At 44.7% G+C, this 25,737-nt stretch carries 22 protein-coding genes and 1 pseudogene; 4 read left to right on the plus strand and 19 right to left on the minus strand.

The window, feature by feature from the left end:
- Positions 1-136 precede the first annotated feature (136 nt).
- Together A6049_RS02720 and A6049_RS02725 are read left to right on the plus strand one after the other, a co-directional pair.
- The gene (locus A6049_RS02720) at positions 137-1,186 is read left to right on the plus strand and encodes a zinc-dependent alcohol dehydrogenase (protein WP_063563107.1); all 1,050 of its coding nucleotides are present in this window, start codon (positions 137-139) and stop codon (positions 1,184-1,186) included.
- A gap of 71 nt (positions 1,187-1,257) precedes the next feature.
- Positions 1,258-1,995: an HAD family hydrolase gene (locus tag A6049_RS02725; RefSeq protein ID WP_063563108.1), complete on the plus strand. Its 738-nt coding sequence runs from the start codon at positions 1,258-1,260 to the stop codon at positions 1,993-1,995.
- 102 nt (positions 1,996-2,097) lie between these two features.
- Here A6049_RS02725 and A6049_RS02730 read toward each other — a convergent pair whose 3' ends face one another.
- The 4 genes from A6049_RS02730 to A6049_RS02745 form a co-directional block, all read right to left on the minus strand.
- Positions 2,098-2,280: a YjfB family protein gene (locus A6049_RS02730; protein WP_024630505.1), complete on the minus strand. Its 183-nt coding sequence runs from the start codon at positions 2,278-2,280 to the stop codon at positions 2,098-2,100.
- Positions 2,281-2,596: 316 nt separating this feature from the next.
- Complete coding sequence (locus A6049_RS02735; protein WP_095205928.1) at positions 2,597-2,857, minus strand: hypothetical protein; 261 nt, start codon at positions 2,855-2,857, stop codon at positions 2,597-2,599.
- 33 nt (positions 2,858-2,890) lie between these two features.
- Positions 2,891-3,751 (minus strand): Cof-type HAD-IIB family hydrolase, encoded by an 861-nt coding sequence (locus A6049_RS02740; RefSeq protein WP_063563217.1) that lies wholly within the window; start codon positions 3,749-3,751, stop codon positions 2,891-2,893.
- A 100-nt stretch (positions 3,752-3,851) separates the two neighbouring features.
- Entirely contained in the window at positions 3,852-4,376 is a 525-nt protein-coding gene (locus A6049_RS02745) for a GNAT family N-acetyltransferase (RefSeq protein ID WP_240321282.1), read from the minus strand.
- A gap of 209 nt (positions 4,377-4,585) precedes the next feature.
- On the opposite strand from A6049_RS02745, the gene A6049_RS02750 reads away from it, so the two are divergent.
- The gene (locus A6049_RS02750; RefSeq protein WP_063563109.1) at positions 4,586-5,746 is read left to right on the plus strand and encodes a S8 family peptidase; all 1,161 of its coding nucleotides are present in this window, start codon (positions 4,586-4,588) and stop codon (positions 5,744-5,746) included.
- Between the two features lie 122 nt (positions 5,747-5,868).
- Here the strand turns inward: A6049_RS02750 and A6049_RS02755 are convergent, their stop codons facing one another.
- The 9 genes from A6049_RS02755 to A6049_RS02795 form a co-directional block, all read right to left on the minus strand.
- Positions 5,869-6,267 (minus strand): RidA family protein, encoded by a 399-nt coding sequence (locus tag A6049_RS02755; protein ID WP_063563110.1) that lies wholly within the window; start codon positions 6,265-6,267, stop codon positions 5,869-5,871.
- 313 nt (positions 6,268-6,580) lie between these two features.
- Positions 6,581-8,023: a 6-phospho-beta-glucosidase gene (locus tag A6049_RS02760; RefSeq protein WP_063563111.1), complete on the minus strand. Its 1,443-nt coding sequence runs from the start codon at positions 8,021-8,023 to the stop codon at positions 6,581-6,583.
- Positions 8,024-8,057: 34 nt separating this feature from the next.
- The gene (locus A6049_RS02765; protein ID WP_063563112.1) at positions 8,058-9,968 is read right to left on the minus strand and encodes a beta-glucoside-specific PTS transporter subunit IIABC; all 1,911 of its coding nucleotides are present in this window, start codon (positions 9,966-9,968) and stop codon (positions 8,058-8,060) included.
- Between the two features lie 366 nt (positions 9,969-10,334).
- Positions 10,335-11,174, minus strand: coding sequence for a BglG family transcription antiterminator LicT (licT, locus tag A6049_RS02770; protein WP_063563219.1), 840 nt, complete (start codon positions 11,172-11,174; stop codon positions 10,335-10,337).
- Positions 11,175-11,861: 687 nt separating this feature from the next.
- Positions 11,862-12,167 carry a hypothetical protein gene (locus A6049_RS02775; protein WP_063563113.1) on the minus strand — a complete coding sequence of 102 codons (306 nt, stop codon included), beginning with the start codon at positions 12,165-12,167 and terminating at the stop codon, positions 11,862-11,864.
- Between the two features lie 21 nt (positions 12,168-12,188).
- Positions 12,189-12,749, minus strand: a complete 561-nt coding sequence (locus tag A6049_RS02780; RefSeq protein ID WP_063563114.1) for a DEAD/DEAH box helicase family protein — start codon at positions 12,747-12,749, stop codon at positions 12,189-12,191.
- Positions 12,750-12,928: 179 nt separating this feature from the next.
- Positions 12,929-14,017, minus strand: coding sequence for an acyltransferase (locus A6049_RS02785; RefSeq protein WP_063563115.1), 1,089 nt, complete (start codon positions 14,015-14,017; stop codon positions 12,929-12,931).
- A gap of 151 nt (positions 14,018-14,168) precedes the next feature.
- Positions 14,169-14,696: a GNAT family N-acetyltransferase gene (locus tag A6049_RS02790; protein WP_063563116.1), complete on the minus strand. Its 528-nt coding sequence runs from the start codon at positions 14,694-14,696 to the stop codon at positions 14,169-14,171.
- A gap of 142 nt (positions 14,697-14,838) precedes the next feature.
- Positions 14,839-17,550, minus strand: a complete 2,712-nt coding sequence (locus A6049_RS02795) for an alpha-L-rhamnosidase (RefSeq protein WP_063563117.1) — start codon at positions 17,548-17,550, stop codon at positions 14,839-14,841.
- A gap of 137 nt (positions 17,551-17,687) precedes the next feature.
- Here A6049_RS02795 and A6049_RS02800 point away from each other — a divergent pair, with 137 nt between their 5' ends.
- Positions 17,688-18,569 (plus strand): AraC family transcriptional regulator, encoded by an 882-nt coding sequence (locus A6049_RS02800; RefSeq protein WP_063563118.1) that lies wholly within the window; start codon positions 17,688-17,690, stop codon positions 18,567-18,569.
- 31 nt (positions 18,570-18,600) lie between these two features.
- Here the strand turns inward: A6049_RS02800 and A6049_RS02805 are convergent, their stop codons facing one another.
- The 6 genes and pseudogenes from A6049_RS02805 to A6049_RS33865 all read right to left on the minus strand — a co-directional run.
- The gene (locus A6049_RS02805) at positions 18,601-19,194 is read right to left on the minus strand and encodes a 5' nucleotidase, NT5C type (RefSeq protein WP_063563119.1); all 594 of its coding nucleotides are present in this window, start codon (positions 19,192-19,194) and stop codon (positions 18,601-18,603) included.
- 124 nt (positions 19,195-19,318) lie between these two features.
- Positions 19,319-20,782, minus strand: a complete 1,464-nt coding sequence (locus A6049_RS02810) for a glycoside hydrolase family 1 protein (RefSeq protein WP_063563120.1) — start codon at positions 20,780-20,782, stop codon at positions 19,319-19,321.
- Positions 20,783-20,841: 59 nt separating this feature from the next.
- Positions 20,842-22,761, minus strand: coding sequence for a beta-glucoside-specific PTS transporter subunit IIABC (locus A6049_RS02815; protein WP_063563121.1), 1,920 nt, complete (start codon positions 22,759-22,761; stop codon positions 20,842-20,844).
- Positions 22,762-22,905: 144 nt separating this feature from the next.
- Complete coding sequence (gene licT, locus A6049_RS02820; RefSeq protein ID WP_062328359.1) at positions 22,906-23,748, minus strand: BglG family transcription antiterminator LicT; 843 nt, start codon at positions 23,746-23,748, stop codon at positions 22,906-22,908.
- A gap of 371 nt (positions 23,749-24,119) precedes the next feature.
- A complete protein-coding gene (locus tag A6049_RS02825; protein WP_063563122.1) occupies positions 24,120-25,223 on the minus strand; it encodes a metallophosphoesterase in 1,104 nt (367 codons plus the stop codon).
- A 286-nt stretch (positions 25,224-25,509) separates the two neighbouring features.
- Positions 25,510-25,737 (minus strand): annotated as a pseudogene (locus A6049_RS33865) (NADP-dependent phosphogluconate dehydrogenase); the annotation flags it as partial.

Here is a 25,737-nt window from a genome sequence, read left to right on the forward strand (position 1 = left end):
CAGAAAGCTTTAAGGCGAACGCTCCGCTTCTCCAGAATCGATTTCGTCTCCTTCACTACTTTCGTATCTTGTCAGAAACTGTTTTTAAAATGAATCGCTATAGTTACATTTCATATTATTATAAGGAGGTTTTAACATGTTAGCATTGGTATACAAATCGGCTTGGGATGTAGCGCTTGAGGAACGGCCTGTTCCAGAAATCGCAAGAGACAATCAGGTGCTGGTTCGAATCCGGGCAACGGGTGTGTGCGGTACCGACCTTGGTATTGTTAGCGGTAAATATCATGCGGTTCCTTCCGTTATTCTTGGTCATGAGTCTGCCGGGGAAGTCATTGCCGTGGGCTCTGCTGTAACGACACTGCAACCGGGCGACCGGGTTGTCATCGATCCTACCTATTATTGCGGGCAATGCGACATGTGCAGAACAGGCAGACAAAATCACTGCACACATAAGTCGGTTACAGAGACAGGTGTGAGTGCTGACGGTACATTTACGGATTATTATGTAACCGAGGATCGCTTTTTGTATAAATTGAAGGACCATGTGAGCTATGAGGAAGCGACCTTGACTGAACCACTGAGCTGCATGCTTACAGGCATTAATCAGATCCATCTGCTGCCGAATTTTAGAACGATTATCCTCGGCGCAGGGCCGATTGGTATTCTATACAGCTACGCCCTCGCTTCCAAAGGTGTCACTGGCTGTCTCGTCGACATCTCCGAAGAACGCCTGGCTATTGCAGGTTCGATTGCACCGGATCGCTGGGAGGTTCATTCATCCTTTGAAAATGCGATAGAGTCGCTGGCACCAACAACTAATCAGGTTGATATGATTGTGGATACGACAGGCGTTGTGGGCACACAAGTGCTCTCGCAACTCGCCAGCGGCGGTTATCTCATGCTGGTCGGTCTGAGAGATGGAAACACATCGTTCAATCCCAAGGAAGTTGTGGACCGCAGTCTGAAAATCATTGGCTCCATCGACTCCCTGGGTACATTCGCAACAGCACATTACATGATTGAGCAACAGATTATCCCGGCGAAAAAAATTATCACCCATTCGTTCCCATTGGAGGATTACGAAGAGGCATTCCGCACACTCGGCTGCGATATTCAGGGGCGCACACTTCAAGCTTCTTCACATGCCATCAAAGTGGTGCTGCAATCCAGCGGCTCCAGTATCTAATGTAGCAAGTTAATCATGATTGAGATAAATTAGAGATAATTGCTTACAGAATCCTGGAGGAGGAATACAACATGGTAGCAAACAAGGAGTTTGACGGGCTGGGAGAGTCGAAGGATGACAGCATTCAGGCGGTCATTTTTGACATGGATGGCGTACTGATTGACAGCGAACCGATTTATTTCGAGATTGAGCGCAGCTCTTTTGCCCATTTTGGCGCAAAGATGACGGAGGCGGAACATCACACCTATGTTGGAGTTACGCTGGAATCGATGTGGCGGCAAGTGTTGGACAAGCACCAGTTGACGGCTACCGTGGAAGAAGCCCTCGCCTACCATCAACATAATGTGATGCAGACGATGCTGGCTCACCCGAAGCTGACAGCCATGCCTTCCGTAGAACGCTGGTTAAGCTGGCTGCATGAACAGCACATTCCGATAGCCGTTGCTTCTTCATCTCCACGTGCACTGATCGATCTGATCATGGACAAGACCGGACTTGGAAAATACTTTGAGGTCCGAATGACAGGTGAGGAAGTCACGAACGGCAAACCGGCTCCAGATATTTTCCTGACTACAGCCGAGATGATTGGAGCATCCCCATCGAACTGTCTTGTCATTGAGGATTCGCGCAATGGTGTTCAGGCCGCCAAAAGTGCAGGCATGCGCTGCATCGGATACCGTAATCCGGGATCAGGTGACCAGGACTTATCCAAAGCCGATCTTCAGATTTCCAGTTACGATGAGTTATGGACGCTCAAGGATACACTTCCGTTGGAAGGCAGATCGCCAAGCTTGTCGGAAATAAACTAAGACGAAAATAAATAACCCAAACGGCTTCAATTCAATGGAATTGGAGCCGTTTGGGTTTTGCTTGCTGCAAATTTAACGCGAGAACGCAAACTCAAATATCGTCTAGACCGAAATATCCAGACTTCCACCCAAATTAGGATGAGGAGCCGGAACCGACTTTAACATTTCTGTTAGTTGTTGACCTTGCTGCTCTGCCATGTCTTTCGACATTGACATAACTTGCAAGCTCGCCGACTGCGCCACTGAGACTTGACTCATAGCCATTGATAATGCTGCAATATCCATGTTCTGCACTCCTTTCGTTTTCTGGTCAATAGGCATACCTATTTTATATCGGTCAGGTGGGAGGAAATATGTAATTCTCTCCTTCATGTCCATCAGCTTAACATTCGCCCCACCCTAAATCCCCCCGAAGATGCTATAGCAATACAAAACATCAACCAATACGTATATGTTAAAATCATGGGGGAGGGTTGTTTATGAACGGAAAAAAATTTGTTATCCTTTTATCAGTCATCGCCGGACTTTGCATCGGATTATTTGGTGGATTTATCTACTGGGCCTTGTCCGGAGTCTAGAACATTTCTATGAAAAAGAGTCCCTAACCCAAGTATTTTAATACCCCCTCCGTTTCCTTCGCTCTCAGGGTTACTTTGGCTAATAACTGTTCCGGCTGCTGAAAATCCTCTTTGATCTCTGCCATCATTTCCTTCAACATCTCTTCCAGTTGCGCTAGTGTAGTCTCTTTAGGTAAAGTACGAGTTCTTGCGATCTCATGTTTACGAAACGAATCATCGTACGATGGAACTGTTTCCTGACCGAATGCACTTATTTCTAGCTCAACTTTTATTCCTTCCGACATTGGTTTCACCTCTTCCCACTCGTTTGAAGTTGATTAGGACTCAATCAATCCATATTTCACAAAACTGTGGTACAAGCCATCTTCTTCAATAGTTCCTGTTATATCATCTGCAATGGCTTTGAGACCTGGCTTGGCATTGCCCATCGCAATCCCTACAGCACAATACTCCAGCATCTCCGCATCATTCATGCCATCCCCAATGGCAAGTGTATCTTCACGTGACATACCCAGATGCTCCAATAAATCTGCAATAGCAATGGCTTTATGAATGCCCGGGATCATCAGTTCACCGCTTCCTTCACCGAAGATGGGCACTGTGCACTGAATGACTTCAAATTTGCCTTCGAACTCCTGCTTGATTCGATTGAACGGAATCGTAGAGCTTTCCAGAAAACAAACTTTGTTTACGTCGTCCTTGTATAAATTGGCTTCACCATATGTCAAACCAGCAATAAACGGATGTGGCTTTTGTTCTTTTTTCGCTCTGGCACCGGGATCATTCTCTACATCCCCATAAATGCGACGTTCCAGATGAGATTGAAGATTGGCGCTGGCGTACAAAGCCGAATTGGATTCGAGGTAGAAGTCAATCTGGTGTTCATTGAAAAAATCGACCATATGTCGTACATCTTCTGCCGTTACCCTTTTGTGATACAGCACATCCTGACCGAATTCAACATATCCACCACCAGCACCGATCAGACCGTCAAATCCTACGTCCCAAATAGAATCATAGATTTCCGCCTTCGATCGTCCTGTACATAAATAAAGCAGATGTCCATTTTCACGTGCCTGTTTGCATGCCTGTTGTGCGGAAACCGGAATGTTGCCGTCATCATCTACCAATGTGCCATCAATATCTATAAAAACAATCTTTCGATTCGTTGTACTCATCTCGTATCCCCCATTAAAGTAATCCAAACGCATCACCCTATATTCCCCTTCGGTATCCGCAGTTCGTACATCAAAGTAATCATAGTCATAATCACTTATTTTATAGCAATTTGTCCATATGCACCGTCTGCCAATCATCGTCCTGCTCCACTACAACCACATATCCCTGACGTTTCCAGAAATCCACGGCACCAGGCAAAAAGCGATGTGTATGCAAATACAAGGTTGTGTAGTGCAGCTCTGCCACCACTTTCTCCAGTTCTCTTACGAGGAGTGAACCGATACCGTATCTGCGATATTTAGAATCCACATAACATTTCACAATTTCGGCGGCAGACTGCTCAGGATATTGTCCATTCACAGCTTCGATACGCCCATCATAAGGCAGGATACCGATGGAACCCACGATCTCATTATCTTCCGTGACCGCAACTAGAAAGACAGTAACGGCTGAATCCAGATAATGTTCTTTGAATTGCTCCAGATCTACAGGTAATTCCTCATGATCCAGCATTGGAAATACTTCTTTGCGTACACGCATGGCAAAATCAATTGCATCTTTCATTTGGTGCTCTTGAACAGCTATCACTCTCGGTACGGCCTGAAGCTGTGTCACAAAATCCACATTCCTTATCCTTAGATTCGAGCCCGTTTCAGCTCCGTATACGAACCCAACGAAACGCAAGTTCGCTCTCTGCTTACAATTCTACCGAAATAAACTCTTCCTATCAATCTATCTAAACTTCTAACCAAAATAGCAGAAAGCCCGCGCGATTTGATAGGGTTCGCATACGATAAGGCGTGTCATCAATCAAATTCGAGGGGGAAGAACATATGTGGTTATCGCTTGGAATGTCTGCTGCAGCTCTGCTGGCAATTGGGTTCGTCTATCTTTATGTGGAAGATAAACTTGCCGCCAAAAAGTTTTATCCCCACGCACCCAAGCAGCTGTTAATCAAGTTCAAGGAAGGTACGACAGCTGACGAGATGCACACTCTGCATAAAAAAGCAAAATGCAACGTAGCCGAAACGTATGAAGATCTGGGCTGGTATCGCCTTGAATCAAGAAAGAAAATGCAACGTATGTTAAAACACTACAAGGATCATGTGCTCATCGAGCACGCTGAACCTAACTACTACCTTCAGGCATCGTTTACACCAAATGACCCGTTTTTCCCTTACCAATACAACCTGCAAAAAATCAATGCTCCTGCTGCCTGGGATATTTCCCAAAGTAACAGTTCGGTGAAAATCGCGATCATTGACACTGGTGTGCAATTAAACCACCCAGAGCTCGCTGGCAAGCTCCTTCCCGGATACGATTACGTTGATTATGATAATATTCCCGAAGACGGTAACGGACACGGTACCCATGTAGCTGGAATTGCGGCTTCTATAACCAATAACGGAGTTGGCATTGCAGGTGCGGCACCACTCGCTTCGATTGTCCCGCTGCGTGTGTTGGATAACAATGGACAAGGTACAACGGGTAACGTCGGAAACGGACTTGTTTATGCGGCCAACAACGGTATTCAAGTCGTTAACCTGAGTCTCGGTGGACCAACGGGAGAAGCCTTTCTTCAGGCTGCCGTGCAATATGCATGGGATCGCGGCGCTGTCATTATCGCGGCAGCAGGTAATGATAATACTTCGTATCCGATTGTACCTGCATCTTATCCCAATGTCATTGCGGTAGCTTCAACCAATCCTTCCGACCTCAAATCGAATTTCTCAAACTACGGATCGTGGGTAGATATGGCTGCACCGGGTGATACCATTCTGTCCACATACCTGGGTGGCTCATATGCCTATCTAAGCGGAACGTCCATGGCCGCTCCCCATGTAGCGGGAGTAGCTGCATTGCTGGCTTCCCGTGGGAAAACTAATGCGCAGATTCGTGATGCCTTATGCTTCGCATCCGATCCCGTATCCGGCTCTGGTGTCTACTGGACATATGGGCGACTGAATGCCTATCAGAGTCTGCAAGTGCCATAACACAATTACATTCACTCTTGATGGCATGGATCATCGCCATTTCCGTTTCTCACGTATAAAGAAATCAAAAAAACCATGGGGCTTCTATCGAAGCTCCATGGTTTAAAGAAGTTTATTTGGTTCTACACTTTTGCTGCCCATATTTCGATTTCAATTTTAATTTCGGGTAGACCTAACTCCGTAATATATCCAATTGTCATCGCAGGATAATCCTGACTGAATAATTGTCCCCACTCAGCGTATAAGAAATCCCAATCGATCTTCTCCGTCGCCCATACGTTAACTTTGATAATATGTTCAGCATCTAAATGCTCGGATTCGAGTACTGTTCTAATATTATTGAATGTATTCGTGACTTGCTCATTCAGACTGTCCGGAAAGTGTCCGCTACGATCTGCTCCAATTTGACCCGATGTCACGAATAACTCTGCATTCCTCGGAATTCTTGTAATATGCGTGTACTGTCCTACAGGAGCTGGCACATTAGCTGGATTTTTTCTAGTAATTTTGTCGGTTTTCATGTTGATTACCTCGTCATTCTTAAGATTTTTCTGCGATATTCCCTAGTTTTCTTCCTCATTTGGGCACACTTCTCCCTTGGAATAGGTTCTAGAAAAAGACAGCAGTGGAGTATCCATATCCCGGAGATATAAACGCAAGTGATTTTTTCTTCATGATTGGATGCTCCTCCCTTCTTAAGTGACAAGATTCTCTTGATCTTTTCATTATATATATGAAACAAATTATGAGTCAAATTCATCCCTCATATACAAAGAGCAATCCCGTGTCAACGAGACTGCTCTTTGTAATATTCGAAAGGGACTACACCTGGAGTTAAAAATATTGCGCTCCATTATTGGCGATAACCTCTTTGTACCAATGGAAACTTTTCTTTTTCACTCTGCGAAGTGTGCCGCTTCCATCATTGTTCCGGTCTACATAAATGTAACCGTAACGTTTTTTCATCTCCCCTGTACCCGCGCTGACCAGATCAATCGGTCCCCAGCTCGTGTAACCCAGAAGCTCAACCCCATCCTGAATGGCTTCAGCCATCTCGGCAAAATGACGATTCAGATAATCAATGCGGTAATCGTCTTCAACGGTGTCATTGTCTAGTAAAACATCCGTTGCACCAAGCCCATTTTCCACAATAAACAATGGTTTGCCATAGCGATCATACAGCTGGTTACAGGTAATTCGAAGACCCTTCGGATCAATCGTCCAGCCCCATTCGGAAGCTTGAAGATACGGGTTCTTCACTGAACCAAACACATTGCCTTCGGTCGAATCCTTCAAAATCTCCGGATCGGTACTTGTACAGCGGCTGGCGTAATAACTGAATCCGATATAATCGACTGTATTCTGCATGAGAATATCTGCATCTTCCGGCTGCATATCAATCACAATTTCGTGTTCTCTGAAGAAACGCTTCGTATACCCAGGATACGCTCCTTTGGACTGAACATCGATAAAGAAGAACGACTCCCGGTCCTGCTCCATGGCTTTCCATACATCGTCTGGATTGGAAGTGTACGGATAAACCATGCCTGCTGCTAGCATGCAACCAATTTGTGCACCTGGAATGATCTCATGACAGGCTTTCACAGCCAAAGCACTAGCAACCAATTCATGATGCGCTGCCTGATAGAGAACCTGCTCTTTATTCTCACCTTCCTGAAGAACAATACCCGCTCCAATGTATGGAAGATGCAGCAGCATATTGATTTCATTAAACGTCATCCAGTATTTCACCTTGTCCTTGTAACGATCGAACAATGTCTTTGCGTAAGTCTCAAAGAAACCAATCATCTTACGGTTCTTCCACCCGCCATACGTTTCGACCAGATGTACAGGGACATCAAAGTGACAGATTGTGACCACAGGTTCAATATTGTACTTCAATAACTCGTCGAAGACATCATCGTAAAACTGCAATCCCGCCTCGTTCGGCTCAGCGTCATCGCCATTAGGGAAAATCCGTGCCCAGGCTACAGAGAGCCTGAAGCACTTGAATCCCATTTCCGCAAATAGTGCGATATCTTCTTTGTATCGATGATAGAAATCAATCGCTTCATGCGAAGGATAAAACTCGCCATCTTTGGGCTCATATGAATTGAGATTTCCCAAAGCAATCGGGAAGCGATTATCCCCCGTGGGGATCAGGTCAACCGTAGTTAACCCTTTGCCACCTTCAAGATAGGCTCCTTCAAGCTGGTTCGCGGCCGTTGCTCCTCCCCAGAGAAAATTCTCCGGGAAGGCTGTTAATTTTTCATACATTCACGTCTACCTCCTATCCATAATGAACGTTCATTTAACCGAGAACTGTAAGCAATTTGTCTTTCTCTTTCACAGATGCATCCTTCGTGCCTACTACATCCAGATAATTGGACGTGTTCGTAATAATTATCGGTGTAACCGTCTCATATCCGGCATCCTTGATCGCTTGCAGATCAAATTCCATGATCAGATCGCCCACATTAACGCGGTCGCCATCTTTTACATGAGCTGTGAAATGCTGACCTTTCAATTGCACCGTATCCTGTCCGATATGAATCAGCATCTCAACACCATCATCAGTGACAAGTCCAATGGCGTGTTTGGTGCGATATACCGTTTGTACGACACCCATGATTGGAGATACGACTCTGCCGCTGGTTGGACGAATCGCAATCCCTTTACCCATATGCTCTCCTGCAAAGGTAACATCATTGATCTCTTTCAGTTCAACCACTTCACCAGCCATTGGGCTGAAAATTTCATATCTGTTGTTCGGGTTTGGATCAAGTACAGGTGTTGGCGCTGGAACTGCGTCTGCTTTGTCTTTGAAACCAACAACATACGTAAGAACAAAACCAAGGATGAACGCAACCGCTGTAGCTACAAGAGCCATGTAGAACCCGGAATCAACGCCTGTTTTTGAGTTGATGAAGGTCGGATAGCCGAATACGCCAAGTCCGCCAAACATGTACATTTTCGATCCGAATAATCCTAGAATTCCGCCTCCAATACCACCTGCGATACAGCTCATAATAAATGGTTTTTTCAGTGGAAGTGTCACACCATAGATGGCTGGCTCAGTTACACCGAAGATCCCCGAGATGAAAGCTGGAATACTTAATGATTTCAATTTGGCATTTTTGGTTTTTAACATAACGGCGAGTACTGCACCAATTTGGGCAAAGGAAGCGGCGAAAGACATCGCAACCACTGGGTCAGAACCGGACGTACTCAGGTTCAGAAGCATGACTGGTACGAGTCCCCAGTGAAGACCAAACAATACAAACACTTGCCACAAACCGCCAATGACCAAACCTGTAACGAGTGGGCTTAATTCATAGATGCCTGTTGCTCCCGCACCAATCAATTGACCTGCCCATGTGGATATTGGACCAATTACAAGGAATGTTGCAGGAACGATAACCAGCAGTGTGAAGAATGGAACCAGGAACGTACTAACCACTTTAGGAATAACATTTTTGAAGAATTTCTCTATTTTCACTGCAAAGAATGTAGCGATAATGATCGGAATAACTGATGATGAGTAATTCATCAGGATTACAGGAATACCCAAGAACGTAATGTGAATTGGTGATTCAAATAATGTACCTGCGAACAACGTATACAGTGGATCACCCGCAGTCAAACCGGACAGCGTAGGATATACGAGTGTAGCTCCAATCGCCATACCGAGGAACGGTGAGCCGCCAAATTTTTTGATGGCCGTATAACCCAGGAATACCGGGAAGAAGTAGAACAGACAGTCGCCCGTTGCATTCAGCAGATGGTACGTACCTGATGTGTCCGCTATCCATCCGAAGGACAAAAACATGGCTGTAAAACCTTTGATCATCCCCGTCGCAGCCAGCAGTCCAAGCAGCGGAGTGAAGACACCAGAAATCATATCAATAAAGCGACTAAACAAACTCCCCTTGTTACCAGAACTTTCCTGTTCTTCTGGAACCTGGCCCTCAGCAGGCAGATTACCAGCTTTTACAACAGCTTTATATACATCCGGCACTTCATTGCCGATTACGACCTGATATTGTCCACCACTCTGCATGACGGTAATGACACCCGGCAGATTTTTAAGTTCTTCCGTTTTAGCAACGCTTTCATCTTTGAGTTTAAAGCGCAATCTCGTTACGCAATGGAATACACTGTTTACGTTTTTAGCTCCGCCTACACCAGACAAGATGTCTTTGGCCAGTTGATCGTAGTTCATAGTAATTCTCCCTCTCTAAGTAGACTCCCGATGCTTGTGAAACAAAGAAAACCTGAACTACTGAACATACACAACGCACCGAAAAATCCGGAAACAAGTCGTGATATTCAGCAATTCAGGTTTTGCCCTTAACGGTTGCAACCCTGTAAGGCTGTACACAGCGATATTCAGTTGTAGCATTAACAACTTCATCTTAAAGTAAGTTGCAACCCATCTTTACGGACCCAGAGTGGTCGGAAGTATCGGAATTGCCTGATTGAACAGTTACAATCCGATTGATGTATGCGCTTACTTTATGGATTCATAATATAATAACTTCTAATCTTTTGCAAGCGTTTTTTTAAGAATCTTTATTTTGTAATATCGTTACTCTGAAGTGGCATGCACCACACGCTCAATATGAATGGTTAAATACATCATTTCTTCGTTAGTCAGTTGATACGTGTAGTTATTTTCAATGAATTTTCTAATCTTCTCCGAGCACTTGTGCGCTTCAGGATACTTTTTCTGAATCATCTCGAATAACTCATCGTCGTTGTTGCTCTTATAATGCTTGCCTTTTACCAGCCGTTGGGCGAAAAACTTCAGATGAGTCACAAATCGATAATAATTCAATGAGTTCTCGTCAAAGTCCATTTTGAAATGATATTTGATGATCGTCAAAATCTCCTGCATGACCTGAGTCATGCTTCGGATGTTAGGCATCTCTTCGTTAAGTGCTGCATTTACAAAATGAAGTGCCATAAACCCCGCCTCATCTTCCGGCAAAAGCACACCAAACTGATCACAAATCATATTTAACGCTTCCAGCCCTACCTCATATTCGTCCTTGTAGAGTTGCTTGGTCTCCCACAGCAGTCCATTACGGATGGGCAGATTGTTACGATAACGTTCAATGGCAAAATGAATATGATCCGTCAGATGCAGATAGATACTCTCGTTTAGCTTTTTCCCAAGCTTCAGCTTGGCATAGGCAATAATCTCTTCAGACACTTTCATGTATTCCAGTGGTATGCTCGCGATTAATGCCTTGAAATTTTCCTGAATATTTTCATTCTGTAAAGTAAATATCTTATCAATATGCTGCTCCGACACCTCATCGCCGGCTCGCTTCTGAAAAGCAATTCCCCGGCCAATAACGATGACTTCACGTTCATCTTTAATCGCAACTACAGCATTATTGTTTAACACCTTCTCGATCTTCACTTTATCCACTCCAATATACAGAAAAAGGCAAACCGTGCCTTCCATGAGGTCACTGGCCTTGCCCATTTCACTTCAATGTTAACTATATGTGCGTTCATGGTATTACATTTTTCTACATTGTGCAACAAAAAAATCGATGATGCTTTCCACCTAAAAAAACACTTTCTGATTGCATAAATGAATCTGTTTATCTGCTTTGTATTTTTTTCTGTTTGCGAATAATCATTCTGTATCTATCTACCTTCCCATTATAAGCACTCCCTTAGCATGACGCCTTATCCAGGGAATTATACTTGCACCCAGAGCTCCAGATCCAGAATTTCAATACCTGTCTGTATTAGATCTGTATCATTCAGCCTACTCCTCGCCTTCCACTTCGTCCATTAATAAACCAAAATTTATAGATACGTTCATGAACATTTTCGCGCCAGTTCAGATAAAAAGTGCTTGCACTTATTCACTATATTTTGGCTAATATGCTTCTTGAAATTCTGTTGAATTCGGATCATAAATAAACAAAAAAGCCCTCCTTAGAGGAGGACTTAATGTGTCCGAATGATGAAAAATTGCATACAAAAAAAATTAATTATCATTATTTCGTCACGCTTTTCTCACTTTTTTGCAGACATATATCATCTCTCGAATCCATTGGCACTCTATTTCTTCATTTTTCGTGTAGTCGGTTCATCATGATTTATTCTTTTTGCTTTCCTTCTCCAGTTCTGCTTCGATTCTTCGATTAATGATCTTCAACTGGTCCGAATCCAAGTGTTCGATATCCGTTAACTGTTTATCGATCTGGTACTCTTCCGCTTCGCCCTTGTGCATCAATCCTAGATGATGCTTGATGGATCGAATATCCTCGCGCATACTCATGGTCTGACGATAATTGTCTGCAACAAGTGCAAATATAATCGCGCCTGCCAGAATCGTACCATATGGCATCAGAAGACACAGAACAAATCCTACTATTAAAGCCAAAATGATATACATGCTTTTCCCCTCCACTTTCAATTACAGTTTGAATCGTTCTTGGATTAGCTGTGCCACGTCTTTCGGGCTCTTGTCAGTGTTATTAATCCGAATATAATGCTCATGCGTAATTTCTCCAGGCTCGGAGTTCAATCGATATTTCTCCATACTCGAAAGCAGATCCTGCTCTGACCATTCGACATTACGCTTCGTTGCTTTGTGCAGCAGCCGATATGGGCTCTTGTTACGCTCCAATCGTTCCGCCAGATCAGCCTCCAGTTCAACATAACATACCTCTGCACCTCTGGACTCAAACAACGCACTGACTTTGCGAATGTACTCCCAATCCTCTTTCATATCGAATGCCCACACAAATGTAAAAATCAAACCGGGCAGCTCGCTCTTCGCCACTTCTTCAAAAATCTCCTGACGGAACAGATTAACAAGTCTCTTTCCTTGAGGTGTACCATAACTGAAATAAGGGGACACCAATTCAATCGTCATATGATTGTGAAACAATTTCAGATCGGTGATCTTCTCCAATTCCTGACCCACCGTCATTTTCCCTACAGCCTGTGGACCAAAAATAATGATGAACTTCATTCCACCACTCCTGACATTAACAACATGTATTCCATTACTTGAATTTTATGGACATTAGTCCATAATAACGCCTCTTCGACAAATAAAAAAGAGATTTCAAGTCACCCGCTGAATGTTCAGGGCTTGAAATCTCTTTTTCGGTTTTACTTTATATTCATCGTTACACAGTCTGCCAAACGTTAACGTCCGATCAGAACCCATCCCCACTTCATTCGACGAAGTCCCATGGCAATAATCCATGAGAGCAAAATCGCCACAACATAAGACAGCATAATACCAAGACTGAAGTGTGGGGCGAGTTCCACGGTGAGTTCTCTTCTCCAGAACAAGAGCACTAATGGGTGTATTAAGAATACACCAAACGCCACCGTACCCAAAGAGTTCAGAATGCGAGTTGTCCGATTAGATCCATTCTGTTTCCATGCACCTATTCGTTCACATACGATCAGTAAGAGTAAGCAGGCTGAGAGAGTAAACAGATTACGGAATAGAAATAGCAACGTATAGGTTAGCGCCGGAGTTGCGGCGAAAGCCGTTTTTATATAAGTATTACCGTAAATAAACACTGCTCCTCCGCTCAACAATGCAGCAATCAGCACATAACGGTACGAGAACAATTTCTTCAAAGCCGCATCAAAGTTCAACCCAATCCATGCACCGAATCCAATAACAATTAGGTAACTGGGCAGCAAACTCCCCATCCGTGAGAAATGAAACTGCAAATGCAACGCGTAAAAAACAGCCTGCGCAGCAATAAAGAACAAAGGTAAATATCGATTAAACAAACGATAACGTGTTAACGATAGAAGTAGTGGAAACACCACATAAAATTGCAAAATAATCAGAAAAAAATATAAATGCGTGTGTGCAGTACCGGTTAACAATTGCTCCGAGAACTGCTTCATATGTGCCAGAGGTTCTTTCCCTGCTAGCCATTGTTTGATGATAAAATAAATGAGTGACCAGGCCAGATAAGGCACAAAAACATAAAATAATCGCTTTTTATAAAAAGCGGGCATCCAGCCCTTTTCCTTTATCTTGGAGCTGTAATTGTAGAACAACACCAATGAGGACAGAAACAGGAATGCAGGTACGGCGAATTGCAAAAAGCTGTTCCAAAAATAATAAAAGTTATGATCCAACGTGTGCTTGGGATAATGTGCAACTGCTGTTGAAGTCGCATGAATGGCGACCACTGCCATAATTGCAAAAGCACGATAGAGATCCAGATACTCAATACGCCGGGGCCGATTAACCGGTTGATTCATAATAAAACCTCACTTATGCCTGATAGGATGATAGTTTCCGGCCGCAATCCAGATTCTAACCTTTATTTTAATCAGCAGACGTGGGTATTACAATCATGATCTATATTATTTTTGTTAAATTACAACAAGATTCAGCATTATTCGACATTAGCTATTTACCTATCCAGAACCGCTCAACGATATTCCCGTCAGGTTCTACATAGTCTTGATCCTGGATGCCCCCGTTACGAAGAATAACTCTTCTGGATGCCTCATTATGTGCGTCACATACGACTAATACTTTGGGAATCCCAAGATCTTTGGTAATTTCCAAGGAAAGCTTGAGGATCTCTGCACCGTATCCGTTTTGCCTCTCGCCTGGACGAATTCCATAACCAATATGCCCTCCGCTATGGAACAGCTTCTCATTCAATTCATGTCGTATATTTACGGCTCCAACAACTCGATCACTCTCCGTCACGAGCCAGTATGTACTGTCCCTAACCCAGCCCTCAGGAATATCGATGCCTTGTTCACTGCGTTCCAAAAAAGCTAACATCTCTTCAAAAGGATAGGGCTCTTTCGAAATGACCCACGGTACCATTGATTCTCCGCTTGCAACCCAGTCTTCATAAAATGCTGCATACGTTTCTTTATATTCAGCTGAAGGTTTGACTAGTCTAACTTTCTCTTTGCTCATTCTAAATACGTCCTCCTTACTCATAATGTCTCTGTCCAAGTAAAAAAAAGAGAACCTGCGTGTGCAGATCCTCTACTCGGTCCAGCTTTCGCTATTATATTAGTTCACGATCCTGCTTGCTTATTCCTCTAATGCACACCAGTTATACTGATTCCACCTGTTGTGCGTGCACTTCCTGATCTGCTTTAATTACCTTGTATGTGAATTGATAGCTTCCTGATCCCAGAGCAATTCGTACATCTGATCCCTGCGTTTGAATTTCGTGAATGTCCGCTACTTGGTCCACAGCTTTTCCGTTCTCCAGAACTGTCTGTACATCTGCTCCAGGAAGAAGGAGCGTGCCTGTCGTATTGGCAGGAATGGTCACACGAACCTCCATCTCGTTATTATCGCGGCGATACCAGTTGGATGTGACAGAACCGTACATGGTCTCGAAACTCGCTTCGACCCACTCCAGTCCTGGTCCTGGTTTGGGCTCGATGTGTACGATGCGGAACCCGGGCTGTTGCTCATCTGTGTTAATTCCGGCAACATAACGATATAACCACTCCCCTATGGCGCCGTATGCATAATGGTTGAAGGAATTCATGTCTGCACTCCACAGACTGCCATCCTCCCTGATTCCGTCCCAATGCTCCCAAACCGTAGTTGCACCTTGTGTCACTTGATATAACCAGGATGGATAGTCTTCCTGAAAGAGCAGCGTATAGGCCAGATCATGATTTCCCGTATCACTCAATACCGGATTCAGATAAGGTGTTCCAACAAATCCGGTGGTTAAGTGGTTGCCAGCGTCCGCAACCAGTTTTCCCAACTGATCAATGGTACGTTTCCGAGCTGCAGAATCCAATAGGTCAAAATGCAAAGCAAGTACATGGGCAGTCTGAGTGGGAACTGCAAGTTTGCCCGCAGGTGTCACAAATTCATCTTGAAAGGCAGCAACAATGTTGTCATGCAGATTATCAAAATAAGTTACATCTTCCGCTTGCCCTAACACCTCAGCCGCCTTCCGTGTTAGAGAAACAGAATAGGCGTAGAATGCAGTTGCTACGAAATCCTTATCTGTAGCCCCAATATAGCTGTCCGGCTTGGAATCCAGCCCGAGCCAATCCCCGAAGTGGAAGCCAGTATTCCACAAGTAAGGATTCTCTCCTTGAGCATGAATGTAATTAATCCAGCGCTTCATGCTGTCATATTGCTCGGCCAACAGCCTGACATCACCGTACATCTCGTAGATCGTCCATGGACAGATCACCGCGGCATCCCCCCAGGCAGCGGAAGAATGATTCGTATCCCCCCATCCGTCTGACGTGGAACTTCTCAAATCAGGAACGTAGAAAGGAATGCCTCCATCCTCCCCCTGATCCGCCTGCAGATCCCTCAGCCATTTGGTGAAAAAAGGCGCCGTATTCATCAGGTATGAGGATGTTCGTATAAACATCTGCGCGTCTCCCGTCCAGCCCAGCCGCTCATCACGCTGCGGACAATCTGTCGGTACGTCAACGAAATTCCCTTTTTGCCCCCACAATATATTGTGATGAAGCTGATTCACGAGTGGACTGGAGCTTTTGAAATCACCGGTTCGCTCCATATTGGAATGCAGAACTACACCTGTGAAATCCTCATGCCGAATCTCATCCGGGAATCCAATCAACTTCACATAACGGAATCCCTGAAATGTGAAACGTGGCTCGTACGTCTCTACTGCACCGCCTTTTAGGGTATAACGAATGCACTGAGTTGCCCCACGCAGGTTTTCAGTGTAGAAATTACCCTGATGATCCAATATCTCGGCATGTAGCAACTCAACCGTATGCCCCGTTTCACCCTGAATTCTGAATCTCACCCAACCGACCATATTCTGTCCCATATCCAGCACACGTTCCCCCAGTGGAGTTGTAAGCAAAGCGATAGGTTTAATTTGCTCTATTGGCGTTACGGGAACGTTCTCTTGTGCAATAATAATCTCCTTCGAGTAATCCAGCACACGTACTGGCGACCATTGGACCGAGGATGAATCTTGCCATTCGGATTCCATACGTGCATCATACGTTTCCCCCATATAAATGTCCGAACTGCGAATAGCGCTGGGGGAACTCTTCCAGTTTCGATCCGAAATAATACGTTCTTCTGAACCATCGGTATAATGAATATGAAGTTCCAGCAGCAAACCTGCGTTCGTACCGTATATCTCCTGCTTTTTCTCCCATCCCAAATGTCCTTTGTACCAGCCATCTCCCAGATAAGCACCGAGTATATTCTGTCCATTCTGAAGCTGATCGGTAACATCATAGACCTGATATTGCAACCGCTTACTATAACTGGTCCAGCCCGGGGTGAAGTACGCTTCGCCCACTCGCTGATTATTCAGATGAAGTTCGTACAATCCAAGTGCAGTCACATATATTCTGGCCGAAGCTACAGGCTTTTTCAATTCAAACGAGGTACGCAGTCGTGGGCAAGACTCATCCTGCTGAGAGGAAGGATCGACTGTGATCCACTCCGCCTGCCAGGCATCTTCACTACCCATGAATCCCGTCTCGAAATACGCTGTCTCCGACCAGTCTGATTCATCTCCTGCACGTTCCCAGGCACGAATGCGATAATAGTAGCGGGTTCGTGCTTCGGGCACCCAGTGCTCCAGTTCAACATGAATGGACTGATCAGAGCTTTTTTTGCCGGAATCCCACTCCATCTGAGCAAAATCTTCCGTCCGTGACAACTGAATTTGATAATCTGACTGTACACAATTTCTGTGATCGGATTGCAAATGCCAGCTTAATCTGGGTGACGTGATATCTAGTCCAATCGGATTTACTCTATACTCACAACGCAGATGACTTATGGTCAACATCAGAGAAACATCCCTTTCCATCGTGGTTTCCAATTCAAGGTTACGATATAATTATATCGATTCTGTGATCGGAAATACCCGGTAATGAGGACAGTTTAACCCGGTAATCTGGTCATTCCAACTAAGGAGGCTATTCCGTGAATCCAACCATACAGCTGTTCAAGAGTGAATCCTTTTTCCAGAATAATCTGAAGCTGTTCGTGAACCGATGTTCCGAGGATTTTATGGTTCCCTTTCACGCACACGAGTTTGTTGAGTATAGTTATGTGGCAGAAGGAAAGGGCTTTCATCACATTGGTGACGATATTATTCCGGTACACAAAGGGATGTTATTTGTCATTCCAGTCGGCGTTCCTCATGTATTCCGCCCAGCTACTGCGAATGTATCAGAGCATCCACTCATTATCTATAACTGTCTGTTCAATTCCGAACTGATCCACACCCTGTCCATTATTATTCAGGAGCAGGAGATTCGAAACCATCTGACAGACCTGGAAAAGAATCGGGTTCCTTATGTATCCATCACAGATTACAGCCAACGGATGGAAGAATTAATGGTAAAACTGTACCGCGAATCTGCCGTTCCGGGAATCGGCTCTTCCACGATCCTGTATACGCTTGTTAGCCAACTCGTCGTGACGACTTACAGACAGATCCATCAAGCTACCTGCAAAGAGAAGGAAAATGCGACTGATATGGAACATATCCTTCATTACCTGGACCAAAATGTTAACGAACGAATCCGTCTAAGCGAACTGGTGAGTATTTCTGGTTGGAGCGAAAGACATATTGGGCGCATGTTCGTGACCCATACCGGGCGGACATTTGGTGCTTATCTACAACATTTGCGCATACAAAAAAGCTGTGAATTGCTGAAGAATTCACAACATAAAGTCAGTTTAATTGCTGAACTTGTAGGTTACCGGGATGTAGATTCATTTTACGCTGTCTTTAAACGAATTACGGGAGAAACCCCGCAGAGCTATCGCAGGAACTTCAGAACTGAACCATTGAATTAAGTGTTCCTGCCTTCCGTTCCTTTTCCAGGAATCATCTCTGTAGCGAATCAAGCTTGCTATCTGCATGTTCTGTTTCAAGCAGACGATCTACATAAGCCTTTGCACCTTTCCAAGAGGTCATTAACGGAAACTGATGCTGCTCCCGTTCGTTTATATTCCAAGGATGAGGGATACAGATGACTTTTTTTCCGTCATTCATCGCGGGTATCAGATTATGTGCTCCATCATCAATTAACAGATCGAAGTTAATCAAGTTTTTCCGTTTACAGGTTATAAACTGTTCTGGAGATATGTATGGCATGTGCTTCTGAAGCCAATTCCACTTCTCCACAACCGTTTTGGGCTCAGCCGCCGTTAGGATTAGCAGATCATAGGCTTGATGGAGCTTTTCCACCTCTTCTACTACATATTCATCGTAAATCTCCAGTTCCTCAAACAGCCCTGGCCGACCGTAAAATACATCATGTGTACATTCCGGATGGCGCATATGGGATGTGTCCCAATGTATCATATCCTCATATCGCAGCGGATGGGTTGGGAAGTTGATGTTGTTATGATAGATGGCTCGCTTGACCAGATGACATATGGTGTCATCCATATCTACAGCAATAATAGGTTTCTTCATCTTTATCCCCTCCAATAGGATCACAGTATATCATCATCGTTGTAACAGCGCTATCCTTTTTGAGCTCAAAATAAAAAGCGGCCCCTGCGCCGCAATAACTGCTGCGCAAGGACTGCCCCCGAAATCAACCCAAATCTTCGCCATTCGTAGCGATGACGTTCTGATACCAACCAAAGCTCTTTTTCTTATAGCGATTCAATGTGCCTTGTCCGTTGTCGTCCTGATCGACGTAGATTACGCCATAACGCTTGGACATTTCCGAAGTGGACGCACTGATGATATCAATCGCACCCCAGTTGGTATAACCCATAAGGTCTACCCCATCCATGACTGCTTCTTTCATTTGTGTAATATGTTTTCTCAGATAATCTATCCGATAATCATCATTAATGGAACCATCGGCCTCTACGGTATCCTTGGCCCCAAGTCCGTTTTCCACGACAAACAATGGCAATTGATAACGATCATACAGCTCTTTTAGCGCCACACGAAGTCCGATCGGATCAAGCTGCCAGCCCCATTCTGTACGCTCCAGGTTCGGGTTCTTAATCGTGCTGTACAGGTTGCCTCCAGTTACCCCATATTCCTCCGGATTCACTGCGGATACCAGCGATGTGTAATAGCTGAACGAGATGAAATCAACCGTATGCTCTTTCATGATCGCTTCGTCTCCTGCTTCCATCGCAATGGAAATGTCATGTTCAGCCCAATAACGAGCCATAAAGGTTGGATAACTTCCTCGCACTTGTACATCAGTATGCAACAGGTTCAGCTGATTATCGATCTGAGCTTGCAATACATCCTCCGGCTTCGACGTGGCCGGGTAGTGAATCATGCGCGCAAGCATACAGCCAATCTGGAAGTCCGGGTTAATCTGACGCGCCTTCTGCGTTACCAGACTGCTGGCAACAAACTGATGGTGAAGTGCTTGATAGGAAGCTTGCATCACATTATCGACACGATCTTCAATGATGCCTCCACCCGTGAATGGCTCAATAATGGTTGTGTTGATCTCATTAAACGTCAGCCAGTATTTCACCTTGTCTTTGTAGCGATTCATTACGGTCTCGGCGTATCTTACAAAATGTCCGATAACTTCCCGACCTGCCCAGCCGTTGTACTTCAATACCAATGACATCGGCATTTCATAGTGAGAGAGCGTCACGAGAGGTTCGATATTGTGTTTACGCAATTCGTCGAATACTTCATCATAGAAACGCAATCCTTCTTCATTCGGCTCTGCGTCGTACCCATTCGGGAAAATACGCGGCCAGTTGATGGAAAGACGGAATGTCTTGAAGCCCAGCTCGGCGAATAACGCAATGTCCTCTTTGAAGCGGTGATAGAAATCAATACCGTAACGCTTCGGGTATCCCTTCGCACTGTGGTGAGCCATCGCTTTCTCAACCGTTGCACTGGTCACGTGCATCAGTTCTCTAAGGTTGGTGTAATCCTTTTTCTCAAAATAAGGAACCATATCCGCTGTGGACCAACCTTTGCCCCCTGCATCAAATCCACCTTCAGCCTGGTTGGCAGCAATTGCGCCGCCCCACAAAAAACCTTCTGGAAACCCTTGTCGATTGATCATGCGTATCTCTCCTCTTCTTATTGATGTCGTCTATTTCTTCTTAAGTTCGTCTTTAGACTTTAAATTTCAGCTTTCAATACTTCTTCACCGATTGTAATTGCACCCAATTTCACAGGCAGAACCTGCTTGTAATCTGCTGTATTCGTAACGACCATCGCCGTTGTAATGTCATATTCCTTGGAGATTTGATCAAGTTCAAACGTGAGTAACTTATCTCCGGCCTGTACACATGCTCCCGTAGCGACATGGGCCTCAAAATACTGACCGCGCAGTTTCACAGTGTTGATCCCCACATGGATCAGAAGCTCCATTCCGTTATCACTGCGGACCACGATCGCATGTTTCGTTTTGAACACATTCATGATGGTACCTGTAACTGGTGACACCAGTTCGCCAACCGTTGGAACAAATGCCACACCTTTACCCATCAATTCATCGCCAAACGTTGGATCATTAACTTCTTTGAGTGCAATTGCTTTACCCGTCATCGGTGCGATGGCTACCGCATCACTTGTTGGTGTTGGAGCCCCCATATCGTCCACGTTCACAGTTGCAGCATTGTTGGAAGGTGCTGCCGCTGGTGTCGTAGAAGCGCCTGGTGAGAATTGAGCCAATGCCTCGGCATCGCCCTCTTCTTCCTTGATACCGAACACAGTTGACATAATTGCACCCACGACAAAGGCAAGAATCATACCGCCAAAGGAGTACCAGAAGGTTTGTCCGATCAGGGATGGCAGACCCGGGAGACCACCGTTACCTGCAAGCACATAAGCTTTGGCTCCAAAAGCAAGAGCGAATCCGCCACCCACTGCACTACCAATCATCGCAGCGGCAAACGGTTTTTTATATTTCATGTTTACGCCGTACATGGCTGGCTCGGTTACACCCATCAGAGCTGTGAAGCTGGTGGACAATGCAACGGTTTTGAGCTTTTTGTCTTTTGCACGGAAGAATACGCCTAACGTCGCTCCGGCCTGTCCCATATTGGAGATGAACGTCAGTGGCAAGAATTTATCGAAGCCTAATGTAGCAATATTGCTCAGGATGATCGGTACGAGCGCATAGTGCATACCTGTCATAATAATGAGCGCCATCGCGCCGCCCAGAACAATCCCTGCAATTAATCCGCCTTCGTTCAGCAGCCAGTTAATACCACCGGACAAGCCGCTACCTACAAATGTTCCCAGTGGACCGATCGCAATCAGTGTTACCGGAACCATAACAAGCAAGGTAATCAGTGGCACAAGCAGCAACTTCAATGCTGCTGGAATAACGCGGTCAACCCATTTCTCAACATAAGACATCAGCCATACGGCAAGCAAAATCGGAATAACCGATGAGGCATAGCTGACAGCCGTTACCGGAATACCAATAAACGCAACCGATTCACCGCTGGATAGCAATGCGCCCATATCGGGATACATCAGCGCAGTACTTAGCGCAATGGCTACAAACGGATTACTGCCGAATTTACGAGCGGCACTAACTGCGATCAGCAGCGGAAGGAAGTAAAATACGCCATCCCCAATGGCGGAAAGGATACGGTACGTGTCAGTGCCTGCTGACATCCACTCCAGGGATACGAATAATGCAAGCAATCCCTTGAGCATACCCGCAGCTGTAATCGCTGGAAGCATTGGTGCAAAGACACCCGCAATCGTCTCAAAAATATTAAGAATTACATTTTTACTTTTTTCCGGTTTAGGCTGTTTATTTTCTGTACTTTGCTGTATTGCCGGATGTTCCTTCACCATAGCATCAAATACTTTGGACACGTCATTCCCGATAATCACCTGGAATTGATCTCCTGAGATATTTGTTCCCATGACTTTATCCAGTTTCTTAAGTGAATTATTATCCACTTTATCGTTATTTTTCAGATCAAATCTCAGTCGTGTGACGCAATGATACACTGAGTTGATATTGTTTGTTCCCCCAACGGCTTTGATGATTTCCTGTGCCGTTTCCTGATGTTTCATGATCATGTCCTCCTCATTTTTCCAATAAAAAATACCCGAACAAATAGCCACGTCTTCTACGTGTCATTCATTCGGGTATTGCCTGATTGAACAGTAACAAGCCCATTAGATATTTAGTTAGGTTTTGGTTCATGTGCTGATATTTCATTGGTCACGCTTCGGTTTCATTAACCGCTCCAGATGAAGGGTCAGATACAACTGTTCCGAATGCGTCATATCATACTGATAGTTCTTATGGATAAAAGTCTCAATTTTGCCGATACATTTGAAGGTTTCGGGATAGTTTTTCCGTACAACCTCGTATAAATACTCCTCCGCATCGTCATGTGACGAGTGGGTAATTACCCGTTGGCAGAAATACTTCAAATGAGTAATGAAACGGAAATAGTTGACGCTATCTTCATCCAATTCGACATTGAAGTGATATTTGATAATGTTCATGATCTCTTGAAGCAGCTGCATCAAATGAGTCACATCGTTCATGGAATCATTGACTTCCGCATTGATGAAATGCAGCGCTATGTTGCATATTTCATCCTTCGGAAACTCCACATCCAGTCTTTCCTTCAGCAGGGTGAGCGCTTCCCGGGCCACGTCGAACTCGGCCTTGTAGAAATGCTGCACTTCCCAGGAGAGCGGATTGCGTGTAATCATTCCCTTTTCCAGGCGCTGGACAGCAAAATGAATGTGATCCGACAGTGAGACATAAATCCCGTCACTGATGGTTTTGTTCAATTGCGTACGTGCCAGTGTCACAATATCATCTGTCGCCTGCAGAATTTCAATCGGCACTTCCGTGACGATGGACTTGAACTTCTCATAGATCGATGCATCCTGAAGCCGGAATACTTTCTCAATCCGTTCTTCATCAATCTCATCGCCCGCCTTGAACTTAAATCCGATACCCCGGCCGAGGATCAGCAGTTCCTGGTTTTTGTCATCCACGGTACTGACAATATTGTTATTAAATATCTGTTTAATAATCATTATGGACCCACCTGTTTTTTTTGAGGATTAAAAAAGGGCAAAACCAAAATAGAAATAATAAAATCATTTCCATAGTGGTTTTGCCCGCATTACCGGTAACAAGCCTCGGATATAATCTATCACAACCTGAAAACGGTGTCAACCCAAAATGCTACCACTGCTATTTCACTTCATCTTGCTTTCAAGAAATATTTCCCTACAGTTCCACGGGTGAGGGGTATGCAGTCTTAATATGTACATGTTGATACAGAAACAAACTGGAGAAGTCTTATACTCAAAGTGGGAATGTTTTCTTTTCACGGTAACTCATCTGACTTGAGCACAAATAGGAGCCCTCCTTCCGAAGGGCTCACTGTTACTCATATCGCTAATTATTGTTGGAACGTCACATGAATCTGTACAATCTCCGAACGACTGCTAGTACGAATCGGAGGTCCCCAGAAGCCGAATCCAGAGGTCACGATAGAGTGCATGGACCCTTTTTGGAGATAACCCCAATCATTCTCGTAGATGGCCTTAGTAATAAATTGAGCGGGTGCGATCTGACCACGATGGGTGTGACCAGACACAACCAAATCTACGTTGTTCTGTTCCGCAATATCCAAATCATAAGGCTGGTGATCCATCATGAGCACAGGCTTACTCAAGTCAGTATCCTGCATCAATGTCTCTACTTCTGAACGATCCTTCTCTGTCCGGTCTTTGCGTCCAATTAGGATGATCTTGTCATCCAATGTAATTTTATCATCATACAGAACTTGCAAATTACTCTTCTCCAGAGCAGCAATCAAATCCTCGATCGGACCATTATACTTGTCGTGATTGCCCAGTGAGGCGTACACCCCGTAAGGAGCCTGAATGTCGCTAATAATATCCGCAATCCCACTCTTGAGATACATATCCAGGTTATCATCGATAATATCACCAGGATACAGTACCAAATCCGGCTTCAGTGCGTTAATTTCTTCCACCATGCGTTTAGCATGAGCAGGACCGGACAATAGACCAAAGTGCATATCTGCAGCCATAACAATGTTGAGGCTGTCGACACCTTCCACTTTTTTATCAATGTGAATGCTGTATTGTCTTACGACTGGACTATAGGCGTTATAGATACCGTAGCCCAACGTGGACAGCAAGAGCACGAGAGTGACCACCCCTGCCCATTTATGAGCGTAATGTCTTGGAATACGGGTTAGTCTAAGCAACCATAGCGTTAGATGAACCACGGGCAGAATTAATAACAGCAGAGAAAAGATTGCAAGCCAGTATGAACCAATAACACTCAGGAAGGAAATACTTCCAAACAACCTTGCCAGTATGAAAGAAATTGAAAGGAATACGAGCGCAACGATGTAAAACCAACGAAATCTCGCAGGTACAACCGGCTTCATCCAGCTCCATCCGCTCCGTCCTATGTAAAACACTAATAAACCGTACACTACCAAAAACAAGATGCCTGCAAGTACGAACATGCCTCCGTTAACCTCCACGTCAATAAGTTGATTGCTGAATTTTCTCTTAACCAAATTCCAGTCCATCTGCACAAGTATAACGTAGTTAAAGGGGTGAGGACATCTGTTTCCATTCCTCAGATGCGTACAATTTATTACAATTTGGAATACTTAAATTCCAATCATTATTTAGGCGATACGTCGACCCATAGCCTGTCATCTGAATAAAAAAGCATTCCTGCGTCCGCTCATGACTAACTAACATCATGAACGAGCACAGGAATGCTTAATGATCTCGAATTACATATTACTCGTTGGTGTCCATCCATTGGAAGTGGAATGAACCTTCTTTGTCCACACGTTTGAATGTGTGAGCGCCAAAGTAGTCACGTTGTGCTTGCAACAGGTTCGCAGGCAAACGTTCAGTGCGGTAGCTGTCATAGTAAGACAACGCGCTTGAGAATCCAGGAACTGGAATTCCTTGAGTTACCGCAGCTGCAACGACTTCACGCCATGCACCTTGGTAGGATTCAAC

The sequence above is a fragment of the Paenibacillus sp. O199 genome, from assembly GCF_001636635.1.
Taxonomy (GTDB): Bacteria; Bacillota; Bacilli; order Paenibacillales; family Paenibacillaceae; genus Paenibacillus; species Paenibacillus marchantiae.